The organism is Candidatus Caccoplasma merdavium (assembly GCA_018715595.1).
Classification (GTDB): domain Bacteria; phylum Bacteroidota; class Bacteroidia; order Bacteroidales; family UBA11471; genus Caccoplasma; species Caccoplasma merdavium.
Genome location: DVLI01000026.1, coordinates 180,481 through 197,232, shown reverse-complemented (window position 1 = coordinate 197,232; position 16,752 = coordinate 180,481). Strand labels below are relative to the sequence as shown.

The window sequence follows — 16,752 nt, the reverse complement described above, 5'->3', positions numbered from 1 at the left end:
GTTCCTTGATGGATTGCTTATAAATTAAACACTGGATATAACTATGTCTGAAAAAGAATCCTATAAAAATCCCGATTATATCACGGAAGAAAACGATGAGATTGAAATCGACTGGGCAGGTTATTTGCGAAAACTCATAGCGGCACGAAAAGCGTTGTTGTGGTCGGTTCTTGTAGGTGCCGTATTGGGGGTAATTATCGCATTCAGCATTCCTAAGGAATATACGGTAAATGTGACCCTTTCTCCTGAAATGGGTGACCAAACGAAAGTGTCGGGAGGATTAGCCAGTTTGGCATCTTCGTTTTTGGGTAGTAGCGCATCTTCTAATGGAGCCGATGCCATGAACATCACATTGGCGTCAGATATAGTAGCCTCTACCCCATTCGCATTGAGCCTTTTTGACATGCCGGTACAAACTCTTGATGGTAATATCGATACGACTTTTATGGCCTATCTCGATGAGATGAAATCCCCGTGGTGGAGTTCTGTCATGGAATTCCCGGGAAAGGCAATCGGGTGGGCAAAATCTCTTTTTACGAAAGAAAAAGAAGTCGTATCGTCCGGAATTGGGGCGCAAGGCCCTATCCAGCTGTCGGAAGATGATTTTCAGAAACTCTCTTTGGTCAGAGAAGTGGTAACGGCCAATGTCGATGAGAAAACAGCCATAACAACGGTTTCTGTAACTTTGCAAGACCCTAAGGTTGCAGCCGTAGTTGCCGACTCTGTTGTTAGCAAATTACAGGAATATATCATCAATTACCGCATTGCCAAAGCAAAAGACGACTGTGCCTATCTGCAACAGTTGTTTCAAGAACGGCAGGCTGAATACTATGCTGCCCAGAAGAAATATGCCGAATATTTGGATGCCAATAAAAATTTGGTTTTGCAAAGTGTCCGAGCTGAACAGGACCGGTTGCAAAACGACATGAATTTGGCTTATCAAGTATATAGTCAGGTGGCGAACCAATTACAGGTAGCTCGGGCCAAAGTACAAGAGGCCAAACCCGTGTTTGCCGTTCTCGAGCCGGCTACTGTCCCCCTGCAACCCTCTGGGACCTCTCGTAAAATGATGATTATTGCAGTAACATTTGTATCATTTGTTATAACAATGGGATGGATTTTGCTGGGTAAAGAATATTGGGAGAAATTTCTTTCATATATCAAAGAGAAATAGATTTACAATCATATATTGTCGGAAGTAATCTATTGTCATAAATCATGTCGACAGCATCGCGCGTAGCCCAAAATACCGGGTATCTTTATGCCAAGATGGGCATTACCGTGTTCATCTCGTTGTATACCACCCGACTTGTCCTCAACAGTCTGGGCGATGTCGATTTCGGTATTTTCAATATTGTGGGTGGTGCCATAGCTATGTTAGGATTTTTAAATGTGACTATGGCACGTGTTACACAGCGATATATGTCATATACAGAGGGTGAAGGTAATAAGGAGAAACAGAAACAGATATTCAACATCAGCGTCATATTGCACACAGGCATTGCTATTCTTGTGGGAGTGGTTTTGCTGGTAGCCGGTTACTTTTTCTTTCATGGTATACTGAATATTCCTTCTGACCGTTTATTTGCGGCACAAGTGGTTTACGGTAGTCTAATCGTCAGTACGATGTTTACCGTGATGAGTGTACCTTACGATGCCATGCTCAATGCCCATGAAAATATGCGGTACTACGCCATTGTGGGCATTATAGAGTCTCTACTTAAGCTGGCTGTGGCTTTTGCTGTTGTCTATACCACTGGCGATAAACTCATTGTATATGGTATTCTTATGGCGGCCATACCATTTATTACCCTCTCGATCATGCGAATATATTGCCATCGAAAGTATGATGAATGTATATTGGCTCCTTGTCGTTATTACAACCGAGTCCTTATGAAAGAAATGACAGGATTTGCAGGTTGGAACTTTACTACGTCAGTGTCGGCTATTGGTAGTCAATATGGTTTAGGTATCATATTGAACCATTTTTTCGGGACAACGTTAAATGCTGCGCAAGGATTGGGAAATCAGTTGTGCGGACAATTACAGGCATTTTCAAATAATCTATTGAAAGCCGTCAATCCTGTAATTGAGAAGAGTGCAGGAGAAAAGAACACGGATAAACTTATAAATACATCTTTATACAGCAGTAAAATGGCATATGTCCTTATGGCATTGTTTGGATTGCCGGCTATAGCAGAAATGGAATCGATTATGCATATTTGGATTGGCAATTCAGGACAGAATATTCCCCAATATGCTGCATTGTTTTGCCAAATGCAGATAACGCGCACTTTGGTCGAAAATCTTACGATAAGCCAACAGTCTGCTATTTTAGCTTATGGCCGCATTAAGTTGTTTACACAAGTCAAAGCTATATTATGTTTCCTTCCAATACCATTGACATTCGTTGCATTTCATTTCCATTTTCCACCCTATTGGATGTACTTTATTTGGATATCTTGTTGGGGTATATTCTTGGGTATTGCTACATTATGGATATTGCACCATTATACACAATGTAAAATTTCTCAATGGATTACTATCGTTTTTATCCCATGCCTTCTACCAACGATCTTTTCTTTATTCTGTGGCTATCTATTTAAATTTTATGTGGATACAAACGATAATTATAGATGGATTTTGACATGTTTATTGGTTGGTATAGTATATATTTTAAGTAATTTATTATTTATGTCTCAACAAGAAAAACAAGTGATGAGCAGAATTAGACAAAAATTCATGAAGAAGTAATTATAATATAATTTGATAACAAATAAAATATATCTCTATATAAATGAAAATAACGTTAGTTCCTATTGCTGGGTTATGTAATAGAATGAGAGCAGTTGTATCAGCTATGGCTTGGCAAAAAAACAATCCAGAGGTTGATTTAGAAATATTTTGGGGAAAGGATTTTGATTGTAGTGCCTTTTTTGATGATTTATTTGAGCAGCCCAAGGATTTAGAAATAAAAAGACTAAAAAATTTCTATATGAAAAAAGGGGGCAAAAGAAATTTCTTTATACCAGATATAATAAAGAAATTCCATTATGATAAAATCCTTTATATAGATGAAAATCGTAGACAGTTTTTTGAGAAGGAAATATGTAATGCCACAAATATATACATTGCAGCATATAATTATTTTACACCTTATGAAATAACCAATTCGTTGGCTGAAATATTTGTTCCCATAAAAGAATTGAGGGAAAGGATTTTTTCCATTACAGATAATTATCGAGATAATGTAATTGGGGTTCACATTCGTCGTACCGATAATCTGTCGGCAATAAAAGATAATCCAAATGAAAAATTCTTCACATTGATGGATCAGGAAATCCAACAAAATACTCGTTGCCAATTTTATTTGGCAACCGACTCGGAGGAAATTAAAAGCCTAATGATTCAAAAGTATGGAGAACGAATAATATCGCAAGATCTTTCTTTAACAAGAAAAAATACGATAGGAATGAAAGATGCTGTTGTTGATTTATATTGTTTGGGAGCGACAAAAAAAATTATAGGTTGCACACATTCTACATATTCGATAATGGCATCACAATTGTATAATATTAAATTGATAAAATAGATAAAATAGATGACTCTGATATCTTTATTAAAAAATATCAAGCACCGAACTTTAAAATATCGTTTTTGTGTATTTAAAACGATAATAGCCAATTTTCGTCTATTACCATTTAAGCAGGCAATCCATTTCCCATTGGTGATATATGGACCTACCCAATTGGTGTTGAGTCGCGCCAAAATCAAGTTGAATGTAAAGCCTCGATTCGGGTTGATAAAGTGGGGATATAATCAAGATTTTTTTGTTCCGACAAAAATGCCATCGATGTTGTTTATGATTAATGGCCTTCTGATAATTAATGGTCCTATAAGAGTTTCTCCCGGTGTTGTATTTAGGATCTCGGGAGTTGCAAAGTTTGGCGAACATATTGAAATAGGTGGAGGGTGTAAAATTTTAGCAAATAATTATATTGAAATAGGAGAGTTTACAAGATTTGCTTTTGGAAGTATCGTTTGTGATACAAATTATCATTACGTCGTTAATAATAACATCGTTCAACGAAAAGAAGGAAAAGTTCTAATAGGAGCATCGGTATGGATTGGAAATAGTTGCTCAATAGTGAAAGGTGCAATTATTCCTAATGGTAGTATTGTTAGTAATAAAAGTTTTGTTAATAAAGATTTTTCTGATTATCATAAGATGATCTTATTAGCAGGAAGTCCGGCAAAAGTGATAAAAGAACATTGTACCCATATACGTTCTTCCAAATTAGAGAAAGAGATAGATGAATTTTTTAAAGATAATAATGATATGAGTATATGTGATTTTAATATGACATATTTTGATGATGAAAATTAAACACAATATGCCATGTCATCTGCAATAAGATTTCTATTCATTCTATTCGCTTTTGCGACATTTTTGAAACCGGCATGTTTCGACATTCTGGGTTTTGGTGCGATAAACACGTTTTTTAATGTTTCGCGTGTTTTTGTCGCGATAGTTATATTCATACAATATCTGTTTATTGAGAAAAAAGTCCCTTCAAAGCTGTTAAAAGGCGAATTGATGGTCTTCGCATGTTGGTTTCTTTCAACCATCTTTTCGGGTGAAGGGCTTTCTCGTTTTTTCATATTCAGCGTATCTATTCTATCATTGACCATGCTGATAGAACTATTGATAGAGCACCGGTTGAAATCATTGATCCATGCACTGTTTGTCATTTACTTTATCTTGATAACGGTCAATTTGGTTTACCTCATTTCAATATTCGGATTTACCATAAATATCGAAAAGAATGCACGAAGTTTATATGATTTTTATACTGAAAATGCCATGGTTTCGCTTTTGTCAAGTCCTAATATGACAGCATCTTTTTTATTCCCGGCTTTGTGCAGTGCTATTTTATTGATGCTTTTAACGACAAAAAAGAACCTTTTTGCATGGCTGCTTATTGCAGAAATATTTGTTACAGTATTGATATTATGGTCCGCGACGTCTCTTACAGGAGTATTCTTGATAGTCATGTATGTATTGTTTGTCTATAAAACAAAAAGAGAACGATGGATAAAGCCCAAGTTCCTTATTTGTACCATATTGTTACTTGGAATAGGCATTACTTTCTTCAAAATACAGTATCTTTTTTCATTTATTATCGAAGACATACTGCATAAAGACCTGACGATGACGGGACGCACCAATGTATGGAATATTGGTTTTGACGGTTTCTTTTCTTCACCTATATTGGGGTGTGGTTTTATATCAAAAACGATTGACAACGGATATGTGCAATTACTCTTTATGGGCGGGATTATAGGGACAATAGCCTATTTTACGTTTTTATTCTTAGCATTGAAGGCGTTTTGCAAAAATAGAATCATACACTTGGAAAGATTCTTTTCTTTTGTAGTGGCTGTGATTCTGTTGATGTTTATAGCCGAGTCTTGGCCTCAGTTTATGGGGTTATATATCATTATAGCCTTGGCATGCAATGCCTCGAAAATCGAAGTAAAATTATCTGCTACAAAACAACATGAAAAAAATTGCCGTATTGCTTACCGTGCACAACCGAAAAGAGAAGACTCTTCGGTGTCTGCATGATTTGTTTGCACAGGAACCAGTAGATGGATATGCCATAGACGTATGGCTTACCGACGACGGTTGTACCGATGGTACAGCCGAAGCCATTGCCAAACATTATCCCGAGGTACATATCGTTCAGGGCGATGGAAATCTCTATTGGAATCGGGGTATGTACACAGCCTGGCAAGCTGCTGCGACATATTGCGATTATGATTTCTATCTGTGGCTCAACGACGATACATTCACCTATCCCTTTATGTTACAAGAGTTGTGCCGGGCTGCTGAGAACACCAACAATCACGCCATAATAGTTGGTGCCACGCAGAGTTTAGCTCATGATAGGACTACATATGGTGGCCGAAGAAATAAAAAAATTCCCGCTCTTGACGGGACACTACAAAAAGTTGATTTTTTTAACGGAAACATAGTTCTAATACCGAGATATGTGTATAATAAAATCGGGAATTTAGACTATTATTTTTCTCATGGCATTGGAGATTTCGATTACGGTTTGCGGGCAGTCAAAAGCGGCATTGAGATATTCCAAGCAGGAAGATATGTCGGTGAATGCGATTTACATGAGAGTATAAATAAGTGGTGTAATCCGGAAATACCTTATAGAGAACGTCGGAAGATGTTACACAATCCGGTAGGACTCATACCCAAAGAAATATTTTATTTTGAGAAGAGGCACTATGGTTTGATAAAAGCGATTTTTCATTATTGCACGATATATGTTCGGTGTATGTTTCCCAACATTTGGGTCCGGTTGAATAAATACGAAAAAAAATAAAAAGTCATGTTGGTAGTAAAGTTGAGCGACCAATTAGGGAATCAGATGTTTGCATATGCATCTGTCAAAAGTATTGCCTTAGATAAAGGTTTTGAATTTGGTGTATATAACGAGTATGATAATCAATTTCTGAAAAATGATACGGATAAGAAGTTTGGGAACACATTGACGTCTATTTTTCCACAAATACGAAAAGAGGTTGTTTCTGACGTTCAAAATTATAGTGTTTTTCAAGAAATAACTGATTCTCATTCAATAAGTTCAATTCAGAAAGAGGCATATGAGGTATCAGACAATACATTGATGCGGGGACATTATATATCCCCTAAATATTTTTTGCATCGTATTGATGAAGTAAGAGAATGGTTTGCATTTCCCTCTGATATTCAGAATAAGGCAGAGAATGAATTGACTAAAATCAAAGCGCAATTTGCTCCTAATACAAAATTTTGTTCCATTCATTTCAGAAATGCTCTCGATTATCGTGTCAAAGGATTCATGCTAAATAAAAATTATTGGTACCATGCGGCGAATAAGATTCTTAAAAATAACGAGGAGAATGGGTCGATAGTCTTTCTAATTTTCTATGATAAGTTGACACCTTTGGTAAAATCTTTCTCAAAAAGATATACAAGTGTATTGACACATAATTCTCTTTTGGTTGATTTTGAAATGATCTCCTTGTGTGATTACCACATTGTATGTAACAGTTCATTTAGTATTATGGCAGCATTGATGGATCCAAATACAGAATTCAATACCCTTTGTCCATCAACTTATCCTATACCTTCTGGATACTTTCCTTCGGATTGTTATTTATCTAATTGGATAAAAATAAAATCACATAAAGATACATTATCTCACTTATGTAGCTATCTAGCGCCATTACTATCAAGATTTAAACATCTAATTAAACAAAACCGTTAAGTGATACAATGAAATATAAAGAACTCAAAGAATTAAAATGGAACCAACTGTATGGAATAATTTTATTTATAATAGTGTAGCTGTTGGAATACCGGCAAAAGTCATATCGGATAAAGGGCAAGAATATTTTAATTTGGTAACCAACCGAATAGATTAGAAAAAAGAGATTATGAAAAAACTTTTGATTTTTCATTCGACCGTCGCACCGTATAGAGTGTCATTTTTTAATGACCTATATAAGGCTTTTGATACAAAGATATGTCTGCGATACAAAAATCTTCGTTCACAGAAATTTGACTATGAAAAGATTTCCTCTCAATTTCTATTCTCTCCTACCTACCTGAAAGAGTTATTCCAATGGAAAGGTAGAACATTCAATTCCGGATATTGGCGAGAGTTAAATGCGTTCAGACCGGATATCGTTTTTGTGGAGGAATTTAGCATTGGTGCCATATGGGTGTTATTGCATCGATTTTTTACTAGGAGAAAGTACAGGGTAGTTTCTATCTGCGATGATAGTTATAATATGGTTGCAGAGAACAATGATTTCTCTGCGTTCCATAAATATTCGAGAAAACTTCTTGCCCATAAATTGGACGAAATCATTCTTGTTGAGCCCAAAGTCGTAAAATGGTATAATGAAAAATACCAACGCGGATTTTGGTTTCCCATTATAAAACCCGATAATGCGACCCGAGAAGAATATGCCCGTGTTTTACCGACAAGTAATCAGATCATTTCAGAGAATCATTTGGAAAACAAATGTATTTTTCTGTATGTAGGCCGATTGGTAAAAATTAAGAATATAGATACCATCATTAGGGCATTTTCTAAATTGGACCAAAACAAAAATGCGTTGATTATCGTTGGTGATGGTGAAGAAAAAGTATCGTTAGAGGATTTAGCCCACCAATTGTCTGTTAATGTATTGTTTACTGGTCGTTTGGAAGGCGATGCGTTAAACGCGTGGTACAATATAGCCCATTGTTTTATTTTGGCCAGTTATAAAGAACCTTTTGGAGCAGTTACCAATGAAGCCCTTTTAGCCGGTTGCATATCTATTATATCAAACAAAGCCGGCTCTTCTTGCCTCATCGAAGAAAATAAAAATGGTTTTCTCTTTGATCCGATGGATACTGAGCAATTGACAAGAATCATGCGACAAGTCTCATCTGTGGTAACAATAGATTATCCGGTGAAATTGAAACCCAACCAGATGACATATCAATATCAAGACTTCATGCAATCACTTATAGAGCGAATCGATACTTTATGAGAATCAAGACACTGACGACATATAATGTCTATAATTACGGGGCTTCGTTGCAGGCGTATGCTCTCATGACCTATTTGTCCCGCCAAGGACATGATGTCGAGATTATAAATTATCAACCGGAGTATCTCACCCGCAAATACAACTACAAGTGGGTCAACCCCGAGTCAAAAATGAGTCGCTATGCTCTAACCCGTGTTGTATATCGTATCTTGAAATTTCTACAACGACAAACGACATTGGCCAATAAGCACCTATTCGACGACTTTACTCACCGCATGTTGCACGAGACCAGACAGGTCTATTACACATTTGAAGAGTTACAGGAGAATCCGCCCGAAGCTGATTTGTATGTTGTGGGAAGCGACCAGATATGGAATGTCTTTTACGAAGCTGGCCGTGACCCGGCATTTTATCTCGAATTTGTCCGTTCAGGGAAACGGGCCTCATATGCTGCCAGTTTTTCTTATATTGATATAGATGATGAAAACCGTAAACGCATAGCTTGTTCGCTTAAAAAATTTGATGCCGTTTCGGTAAGGGAATATCATGGAATTGACATACTGCGGACCATGGGAATAGAAGGGACCTGGGTATTGGATCCTGTATTCCTACTATCCATCGAAGAATGGAAAGAGATAATGGTTCCTGTAAAAACAGGTATAGAACCCTATCTTTTGATATATGACTTTGAGGGGAATAACGAATTGAAAGATTTTGCCGTGCGGTATGCCAAAGAGCAAAATTTGAAGATATATTCCATATCAGACAGAGCCTATCAGACTCGTTATGCCGATAAACATTTTACCAAGACCGGGCCATGTGAGTTTATTTCGCTTATATATCATTGTAGCGCATTCGTTTCCAACTCATTCCACGGAACCGCATTTTCTATCATGTTTCACAAACCGGTCTTTGTTTTCGGACGGAACCGGCATAAAGTGAACTCTCGTATGGAAAGTCTGCTCTCGATGTTTGAGCTATCTGACAGGTACATTCGGACAGATAAAGAGAATAGTTCTCCGGCAGAAATTGACTGGAATAGAATAGAGTCGATAAAAGACCGATTCTTGAACATCTCGGAATCGTTTATTCGTAAAGTCTTGGATTAGTATGGAAAAAATTTGTGACGAAAAAGATTGTTTCGGTTGTGCGGCATGTATAGACAAATGTCCGGTATCGTGTATTCATTTTGAGCAAAACTCCATAGGGCATTTTATTCCAAAGATTGATGCGACAAAATGCATCGATTGTAAATCGTGCGTTAAGGTCTGCCCGGCCAATCATATACCTGAAAGGAAGATGCCTCATACGGTCTATGCTGCATGGCGCAAAGATGAATCGCTTCGCATACAAAGTTCTTCCGGCGGCATCGCTACGGCATTATCTGAGCATACCATCAAACAGGGTGGTGTTGTGTATGGGGCCGCTTTTGTGCCAGGCTTCAAATTTAAGCATACCCGATGCACATCGCTCGACGATCTCAATGCAATAAGGGGTTCAAAATATGTTCAAAGTGATATGCGGGACATATACAAGCAGATGGCTATCGACTTAAAAAATGGAGTAAAGGTCTTATATATTGGCACACCTTGCCAAGTTGTGGGGGTAAAAAATACATTCCAAGACAAATATGATAATTTGACTACTATTGATTTGGTCTGTCATGGAGTGCCTTCAAATGCCATGTTGATAGACAGCCTTCCTCATGATGTTTTATTTCAAGAGGCCGACCGGGTCGATTTCCGCGAAAATAACAAATTTCTATTTTCTATAAAAAAGGAACATAATATACTCTTTTCTCGTCCATTAAGTAAAGATTTTTACTACAAAGGGTTTTTCACGGGACTCTTTTATCGAGATAGTTGCTATTCGTGCCCCTTTGCTCAGGCGGCTCGTGTTGGCGATCTTACCTTAGGTGATTTTTGGGGTATCAATCGTGCTATGATACCTATTGATCCACAAACAGGAATATCGTTATGTCTTGTTAATAGTAAGAGTGGCGCTTGTTTATACAATCAAATTCAATCGGAGATTGACGCCATTCCCCGCCCCTATGAAGAGGCTCTAAAACACAATGAACAATTAAGAAAACCCAAAACTCTTTCGTTCAGAAGTCGGATATTTCGCCATTTCTATCCTAAGATTGGATTTAAATGGAGTATCAGATTTTCTATTCCTGAGATTGTGATAAAAGGCTGGTTAAAATCTCTGTATAAATAAGGATTGTCTTATAAATCAACGCTAATAAACAGTATGAGACTGCGGGTTCTTTTTATTATGCATATGCCGCCGCCGGTGCATGGGGCTGCGATGGTGGGAAAATATATCCACGATAGCCGGTTGGTGAATGAGGCGTTCGATTGCCGGTATATCAACTTGGCTACGGCGGCCAATCTGGAAGATATAGGCAAAGTGCGGTTGTCGAAACTGACCGACTTTTCTCGTCTGCTTGGCCGTATCCGCAAGGAGTATCGCTCGTTCCGTCCCGACTTGGTATATGTAACGCCCAATGCCAGCGGAGGCGCTTTCCTCAAAGACTTTGTCGTGGTGCAAATGCTTAAATCACTGGGGGCTCGTGTTGTGGTTCACTATCACAACAAAGGGGTATCGAACTATCAACAGAAACCGCTTTTCGACTTTTGTTATAAGAGGTTTTTCAAAGGGGTGAAAGTCATCTTGCTGTCGGAGCTTCTGTATAGCGATTTTTCCCGCTATGTCGAGAGAAAAGATGTTGAGGTCTGTGCCAACGGCATTCCCGAACTTTTTACCGATGAGCCTGCTTTCAACCGGAAGAACGACAAGGTGAATATTTTGTTCCTCTCGAACCTGATTGCTTCGAAAGGCGTGTATGTGTTGCTCGATGCTTTGCAGATACTCAAAAAACAGGGATATGCGGTGTCGTGTACGTTTGTCGGCGGAGAGACCCAGGAGATTTCGGCAGCGACTTTTGCCCAGGCCGTAGCGCAACGCCACCTCGACGAGAGTGTCGTCTATGCCGGAAGCAAATATGGTAAGGCAAAAGCGGCCTGTTTTGAGGGGGCTGACATCTTCGTCTTCCCCACGTTTTATCACAATGAATCGTTCCCGCTGGTCAATCTCGAAGCCATGCAATATAAGTTGCCGGTCATTTCGACCGATGAAGGCGGCATAAGAGATATTGTCGAAGACGGGGTTACTGGGTTTATTGTCCCGAAGGAAAATGCAACGGCATTGGCCGAAAAGATAGCGATTCTTATCGATGACGGTGAGATGCGCCGAAAAATGGGTGAAGCTGGTTACAAGCGGTATAAGGAGCTCTTTACATTACCGATTTTTGAAACTCGTTTTGTGCAAACGCTCCAAAAGGTGTGCGCACAGGAATAATTCACGTTAGATTTTTATCGCTCTAATATAATTTCAAAAATGATTCGACTGAAAACAGTTTCTTTATTGAGGCATAAGTCCGAATTGGCGACGCTGCCCGATGGCAAGTTACTGATTAATACAATCAATGCGCATTCGTATAATAATGCGCAGAAAGATCCTCTCTTTGCCGAAGCCTTGCTGCACGGCGGGGCATTGATACCCGATGGAGAGAGTATTGTCCTGGCTTTTCGCTGGTTGCGGCACGAACATATCGAACGGATTCCCGGGTGGGACTTGTTTGAGTTTGAAATGGGACGTCTCAATCAAAAAGGGGGTACCTGTTTCTTTCTCGGTGCCAGTGAAAAAACGCTTCAACTGATCAAAGAGAAAGCGCGCGAAGTGTATCCGAATATCGTTGTCGAGACCTATTCCCCGCCCTATAAACCCGAATTTTCCGAGGAAGAGAATCGGGAAATGATTGCAGCGGTAAATCGTGTAAAACCCGACCTTTTGTGGGTAGGCATGACGGCGCCCAAACAGGAGAAATGGGCCTATACCCACTATGACAAGCTCGATGTGCGAGGCCATATCGGGACCATCGGTGCGGTATTTGACTTCTTTGCCGGTACCGTGGAGCGGGCTCCGGAGGCGTGGCAGAAACACGGAATGGAGTGGGCCTATCGTCTGCTGAAAGAACCCCGACGTATGTGGCGGCGCTATCTGCTGGGGAACTTGATATTTTTCCGTTATATGATGAAGGAGAAGACCGAGAAGTAGTCTGCCCCTGTTGGCGGAAGCTCATGAGATGGTAGACTGGTTCAAGGAATCGAGCGATAGGCAAATCGTTTCGAAGAGTTCTCCCCTATCGATATAGAAAGATGATGCGAAAAGTCGGGATCATTGACGACTTTTCGCATTTTTGTTTTTTAATCTGCGCTTTTGTGCAATTTTTTCCATAATTCTATTACCTTTGCCATTCAATATATAATGAAAAATTCCTATTATGCCTAAAATATCCGAGCGGGGAAAAATCATGCCCGCCTCCCCTATTCGCAAACTCGTCCCGCTGGCCAACAAGGCCAAGAAACGGGGCATAAAAGTATATCATCTGAATATCGGGCAGCCCGACCTCCCTACGCCCGAAATAGGTCTTGAAGCGGCTCGTCATATCGACCGCAAAGTCTTGGAATACAGCCCCAGCGAGGGTATTTACAGCTTCCGCGAAAAACTGGTCGGCTACTATGCCAAATTCAACATCAATGTAAATGTCGAGGATATTATCATCACGACGGGTGGTTCCGAAGCGGTGCTGTTTGCCTTCATGGCATGTCTCGACCCGGGCGATGAGATAATCGTGCCTGAGCCTGCCTATGCCAATTACATGGCCTTTGCCATATCGGCCGGTGCCATCATCAAAACGCTGCCTTCATCGATCGATGAAGGATTTGCACTCCCGCCCGTAGAAAAATTCGAAGAACTCATAACCCCCCGCACCAAAGGTATCTTGATCTGTAACCCCAACAACCCGACGGGATACCTCTACACGCAGAAAGAGATGAACCAGATACGCGACATCGTGAAAAAACACGACTTGTTTCTCTTCTCCGACGAGGTGTATCGGGAATTCTGCTATACCGGTGCCGCGTACATCTCGGCTTTCCATCTGAAAGGCATTGAGAACAATGTCGTGCTTATCGATTCGGTATCGAAACGTTATAGTGAATGCGGCATTCGCATTGGTGCGCTCATCACCAAGAATGAAGAGTTGAAAAAGAACGTGATGAAGTTCTGTCAGGCCCGGTTGAGTCCTCCCTTGATAGGTCAAATCATTGCCGAAGCCTCTCTCGATGCGTCGGCCGAATATATGTCGGAAGTCTACAATGAGTATGTCGAACGACGTAAATTCCTGATTGACGGAATCAATCGCATACCCGGTTGCTATTCGCCCATTCCCATGGGAGCTTTTTATACCATGGCCAAATTGCCGGTCGACAATGCCGATGATTTCTGCGCTTGGTGTCTTGAACATTTCGAATATGAAGGACAAACGGTGTTCATGGCACCCGGCTCGGGCTTCTACACGACACCCGGTTTGGGTATCAATGAAGTGCGAATGGCCTATGTCTTGAAAAAAGAAGATTTGGCCAAGGCTTTGATTGTCTTGCAAAAAGCGCTCGAAGCCTATCCGGGACGCACCTTATGAATGTAGAATTCTTTATTGCCAAACGCATATATGCCCGAACCGGGGAAAAAGGTTCGGTACAAATACCTCCGGCCATACGCATTGCGACATGGGGTGTCGCATTGGGTATGGCCATTATGATATTGGCTGTTTCTATTGTTATCGGGTTCAAACGGGAAATCAGCGAGAAAGTTATCGGTTTCGGAGCCCACATACAGATTACCGGAGCTGCCTACCAGAACAGTTATGAAACGGCCCCAATTGCCCTCTCTCCTGCCTTGGATACCTTGCTTTCGACCTTTCCGCAAATCGAATCATATTCCTGCTATGCCACAAAACCAGGGATATTGAAAACCGATACCGATTTCCTCGGCATCACCCTCAAAGGCGTGACGGCCGATTATCCGACCGAATTCATCGCGGGGTATCTGACCGAGGGGCGATTGCCTCGACTCGACGGCGAGACTCCCGGTAACGAAATACTCCTATCGCGCTATATGGCCGATAAGTTGCAATTACATGCCGGCGATGCCATCTATTGTTATTTTGTCGACGAGAGCGTGCGGGCTCGAAAATTCATGGTTTCAGGAATTTACCAAACCAACCTGACCGAATATGACCGGTTGTTTATCTTCGGAGACGCCCGCCAGGTGCAAATGCTCAACCGATGGGCCGGCGACCGATATAGCGGTATAGAGATACGCTTGAACGACGGCGATGCCATGACTCCGGTCAATGAGCAGCTCTATCCGCTTCTTCTTCCGATGAAAGACAAATATAATGCGCCGTATTTCACTCATACCGTTCGGGAACTCAATCCACAGCTATTCAATTGGCTCGACTTGCTCGATATGAATGTGTGGGTCATTCTCATACTCATGTCGCTTGTGTCGGGTTTCACGATGATTTCGGGACTACTTGTCATCATTCTCGAACATACCCGCATGATTGGTGTTTTAAAGACTTTGGGGGCCAATAATCTGTCCATACGCAAAACTTTTCTTTATGTCGCGGCCTTCCTTGTGGGGCGTGGAATGATTTGGGGAAATCTTTGTGGAATAGCGCTCTGTGTGATTCAATATTATTTCCATGTCATCAAACTCGACCCGGAGATATATTACATTCCGGCTGTGCCCATTTCATTCCATGTCGGATACCTTGTCTTGCTGAATGTTGCCGCATTCCTCGTTTCGTTGCTGATGCTTGTCGGGCCCTCTTATATAATTTCGCGCATTCGTCCGGCCAAAACCATTAAATTTGAATAAAAGCCTCGATATTACAAATCCAAGGTCTATCATTTGTATCGTAGAATTTAATCCGTATATTTGTAAAAATATATAAGATTCGGTACAACGCAGGTTTGGACTGGCAAATTCCGTGTCTCGCTGTTATATTGTAATAAAAAATTTTGCTATGGAAAAACAAACCTTACAATTCAATGAGACCCTTGTCGACGGTATCACATATGCCATAATGAATTTTTTTCAGTTGGTAGGATGTTTGATTCTTTATCTTCTGACGATATGGATTCCCTATGTGAATATAGGGACGACTATTGCCATGTCGTATCTTCCGGTAAAAATAGCCAAGGAAGAAGCCATATCTCCCACTCATATTTTTAATGCCGGTTACAGAAAACATATGAGCCACTATTTTGTATTGTTGGGTATCATGCTGATTTCGCTCATTCCATCGTTGTGCTTCTTCGTCGTTCCAGCCATCGTGCTGTATTGGGCCTGGTCGCTGTCGTTCTATTTTCTTCTGGAAAAAGGGAAAAGCCCCATCGAGGCACTCAAAGCTTCGTATGATGCCACAGATGGCAGCAAATGGTGCATTTTCGGAATATATGTGGTAATAGGCATTGCATATTTCATTGTCAACCTACTCATGCGCATGTTTATTTCACCCTATTGGATATTCACCATTTTGAATATAATCATCGTCTTGTTTATCATGACTATATCATACGGACTTGCCGCCTCGATGTGGAAGCAACTGAAAGATAACGTCGAATAGCAAATTCTTACCAAACAAATGCAACAGGGGAACATTCTTTCAACACACTTTTAAGAATCTGTTTCCCTGTCGTTTTTATCTCATATTTAACAGATGAAACGCATAGGATTGTTGTCGGACACTCACGCTTGGTGGGACGAGCGTTATAGAGAATATTTTGAGTCTTGTGACGAGATATGGCATGCCGGAGACATCGGTTCGCTCGACGTGGCACGCAAACTCGAAGCCATAAAACCGTTGCGAGCCGTATACGGGAATATCGACGGGCAAGAAATAAGGACAATCTATCCCCAACATCAACGATTTACAATAGAAGGAGCCGATGTGTGGATAACGCATATCGGCGGTTATCCGGGAAAATATGATGCTCGTGTCGTACCCGAGATATTTCGAAACCCTCCACGTCTGTTCGTTTCGGGACATTCACATATACTCAAAGTTATGTATGACAAGAAGTTGCAAATGTTGCATATCAATCCCGGAGCGGCCGGAAAATATGGGTTTCACAAGCAGCGTACGCTGGTGCGGTTTTCCATTGCAGATGGCTGTTTCAAAGATTTGGAAGTGATAGAATTGGCAGAAAAATAGATATATCAAATTAC

16 protein-coding genes are annotated in these 16,752 nt (G+C 40.4%); all 16 read left to right on the top strand.

The window, feature by feature from the left end; all coding sequences use genetic code 11:
- The first annotated feature begins 43 nt into the window (after positions 1-43).
- Complete coding sequence (locus IAD09_09385; GenBank protein ID HIT82434.1) at positions 44-1,174, top strand: chain-length determining protein; 1,131 nt, start codon at positions 44-46, stop codon at positions 1,172-1,174.
- A gap of 41 nt (positions 1,175-1,215) precedes the next feature.
- On the top strand, positions 1,216-2,754 hold the full coding sequence (locus IAD09_09380) for a hypothetical protein (GenBank protein HIT82433.1): 1,539 nt from the start codon (positions 1,216-1,218) through the stop codon (positions 2,752-2,754).
- A 43-nt stretch (positions 2,755-2,797) separates the two neighbouring features.
- Positions 2,798-3,592, top strand: a complete 795-nt coding sequence (locus IAD09_09375) for a hypothetical protein (protein HIT82432.1) — start codon at positions 2,798-2,800, stop codon at positions 3,590-3,592.
- 9 nt (positions 3,593-3,601) lie between these two features.
- Complete coding sequence (locus IAD09_09370; protein HIT82431.1) at positions 3,602-4,387, top strand: hypothetical protein; 786 nt, start codon at positions 3,602-3,604, stop codon at positions 4,385-4,387.
- A 12-nt stretch (positions 4,388-4,399) separates the two neighbouring features.
- Positions 4,400-5,629: an O-antigen ligase family protein gene (locus IAD09_09365; protein HIT82430.1), complete on the top strand. Its 1,230-nt coding sequence runs from the start codon at positions 4,400-4,402 to the stop codon at positions 5,627-5,629.
- Positions 5,562-6,404, top strand: coding sequence for a glycosyltransferase family 2 protein (locus tag IAD09_09360; GenBank protein ID HIT82429.1), 843 nt, complete (start codon positions 5,562-5,564; stop codon positions 6,402-6,404). The genes IAD09_09365 and IAD09_09360 overlap by 68 nt, the downstream gene beginning before the upstream one ends.
- A gap of 6 nt (positions 6,405-6,410) precedes the next feature.
- Positions 6,411-7,331, top strand: a complete 921-nt coding sequence (locus IAD09_09355; protein HIT82428.1) for an alpha-1,2-fucosyltransferase — start codon at positions 6,411-6,413, stop codon at positions 7,329-7,331.
- A 169-nt stretch (positions 7,332-7,500) separates the two neighbouring features.
- Positions 7,501-8,607, top strand: a complete 1,107-nt coding sequence (locus IAD09_09350) for a glycosyltransferase family 4 protein (GenBank protein HIT82427.1) — start codon at positions 7,501-7,503, stop codon at positions 8,605-8,607.
- The gene (locus IAD09_09345; protein HIT82426.1) at positions 8,604-9,716 is read left to right on the top strand and encodes a polysaccharide pyruvyl transferase family protein; all 1,113 of its coding nucleotides are present in this window, start codon (positions 8,604-8,606) and stop codon (positions 9,714-9,716) included. The genes IAD09_09350 and IAD09_09345 overlap by 4 nt, the downstream gene beginning before the upstream one ends.
- Position 9,717: 1 nt before the next feature.
- Positions 9,718-10,827, top strand: coding sequence for a Coenzyme F420 hydrogenase/dehydrogenase, beta subunit C-terminal domain (locus IAD09_09340; GenBank protein HIT82425.1), 1,110 nt, complete (start codon positions 9,718-9,720; stop codon positions 10,825-10,827).
- Between the two features lie 33 nt (positions 10,828-10,860).
- Positions 10,861-11,970: a glycosyltransferase family 4 protein gene (locus tag IAD09_09335; protein HIT82424.1), complete on the top strand. Its 1,110-nt coding sequence runs from the start codon at positions 10,861-10,863 to the stop codon at positions 11,968-11,970.
- Between the two features lie 39 nt (positions 11,971-12,009).
- Positions 12,010-12,729 (top strand): WecB/TagA/CpsF family glycosyltransferase, encoded by a 720-nt coding sequence (locus IAD09_09330; protein ID HIT82423.1) that lies wholly within the window; start codon positions 12,010-12,012, stop codon positions 12,727-12,729.
- Positions 12,730-12,955: 226 nt separating this feature from the next.
- Positions 12,956-14,155, top strand: a complete 1,200-nt coding sequence (locus IAD09_09325; GenBank protein ID HIT82422.1) for a pyridoxal phosphate-dependent aminotransferase — start codon at positions 12,956-12,958, stop codon at positions 14,153-14,155.
- Entirely contained in the window at positions 14,152-15,399 is a 1,248-nt protein-coding gene (locus IAD09_09320) for an ABC transporter permease (protein ID HIT82421.1), read from the top strand. Before IAD09_09325 ends, IAD09_09320 begins: the two co-directional genes overlap by 4 nt.
- A 148-nt stretch (positions 15,400-15,547) precedes the next feature.
- A complete protein-coding gene (locus tag IAD09_09315) occupies positions 15,548-16,150 on the top strand; it encodes a hypothetical protein (GenBank protein HIT82420.1) in 603 nt (200 codons plus the stop codon).
- A gap of 93 nt (positions 16,151-16,243) precedes the next feature.
- Entirely contained in the window at positions 16,244-16,738 is a 495-nt protein-coding gene (locus tag IAD09_09310; protein ID HIT82419.1) for a metallophosphoesterase family protein, read from the top strand.
- Positions 16,739-16,752 lie beyond the last annotated feature (14 nt).

Coding starts and splice junctions, on each gene's coding strand:
- IAD09_09385 (HIT82434.1), top strand. CDS start 44: ATGTCTGAAAAAGAATCCTATAAAAATCCCGATTATATCACGGAAGAA.
- IAD09_09375 (HIT82432.1), top strand. CDS start 2,798: ATGAAAATAACGTTAGTTCCTATTGCTGGGTTATGTAATAGAATGAGA.
- IAD09_09370 (HIT82431.1), top strand. CDS start 3,602: ATGACTCTGATATCTTTATTAAAAAATATCAAGCACCGAACTTTAAAA.
- IAD09_09365 (HIT82430.1), top strand. CDS start 4,400: ATGTCATCTGCAATAAGATTTCTATTCATTCTATTCGCTTTTGCGACA.
- IAD09_09360 (HIT82429.1), top strand. CDS start 5,562: ATGAAAAAAATTGCCGTATTGCTTACCGTGCACAACCGAAAAGAGAAG.
- IAD09_09355 (HIT82428.1), top strand. CDS start 6,411: ATGTTGGTAGTAAAGTTGAGCGACCAATTAGGGAATCAGATGTTTGCA.
- IAD09_09350 (HIT82427.1), top strand. CDS start 7,501: ATGAAAAAACTTTTGATTTTTCATTCGACCGTCGCACCGTATAGAGTG.
- IAD09_09345 (HIT82426.1), top strand. CDS start 8,604: ATGAGAATCAAGACACTGACGACATATAATGTCTATAATTACGGGGCT.
- IAD09_09340 (HIT82425.1), top strand. CDS start 9,718: ATGGAAAAAATTTGTGACGAAAAAGATTGTTTCGGTTGTGCGGCATGT.
- IAD09_09335 (HIT82424.1), top strand. CDS start 10,861: ATGAGACTGCGGGTTCTTTTTATTATGCATATGCCGCCGCCGGTGCAT.
- IAD09_09330 (HIT82423.1), top strand. CDS start 12,010: ATGATTCGACTGAAAACAGTTTCTTTATTGAGGCATAAGTCCGAATTG.
- IAD09_09325 (HIT82422.1), top strand. CDS start 12,956: ATGCCTAAAATATCCGAGCGGGGAAAAATCATGCCCGCCTCCCCTATT.
- IAD09_09320 (HIT82421.1), top strand. CDS start 14,152: ATGAATGTAGAATTCTTTATTGCCAAACGCATATATGCCCGAACCGGG.
- IAD09_09315 (HIT82420.1), top strand. CDS start 15,548: ATGGAAAAACAAACCTTACAATTCAATGAGACCCTTGTCGACGGTATC.
- IAD09_09310 (HIT82419.1), top strand. CDS start 16,244: ATGAAACGCATAGGATTGTTGTCGGACACTCACGCTTGGTGGGACGAG.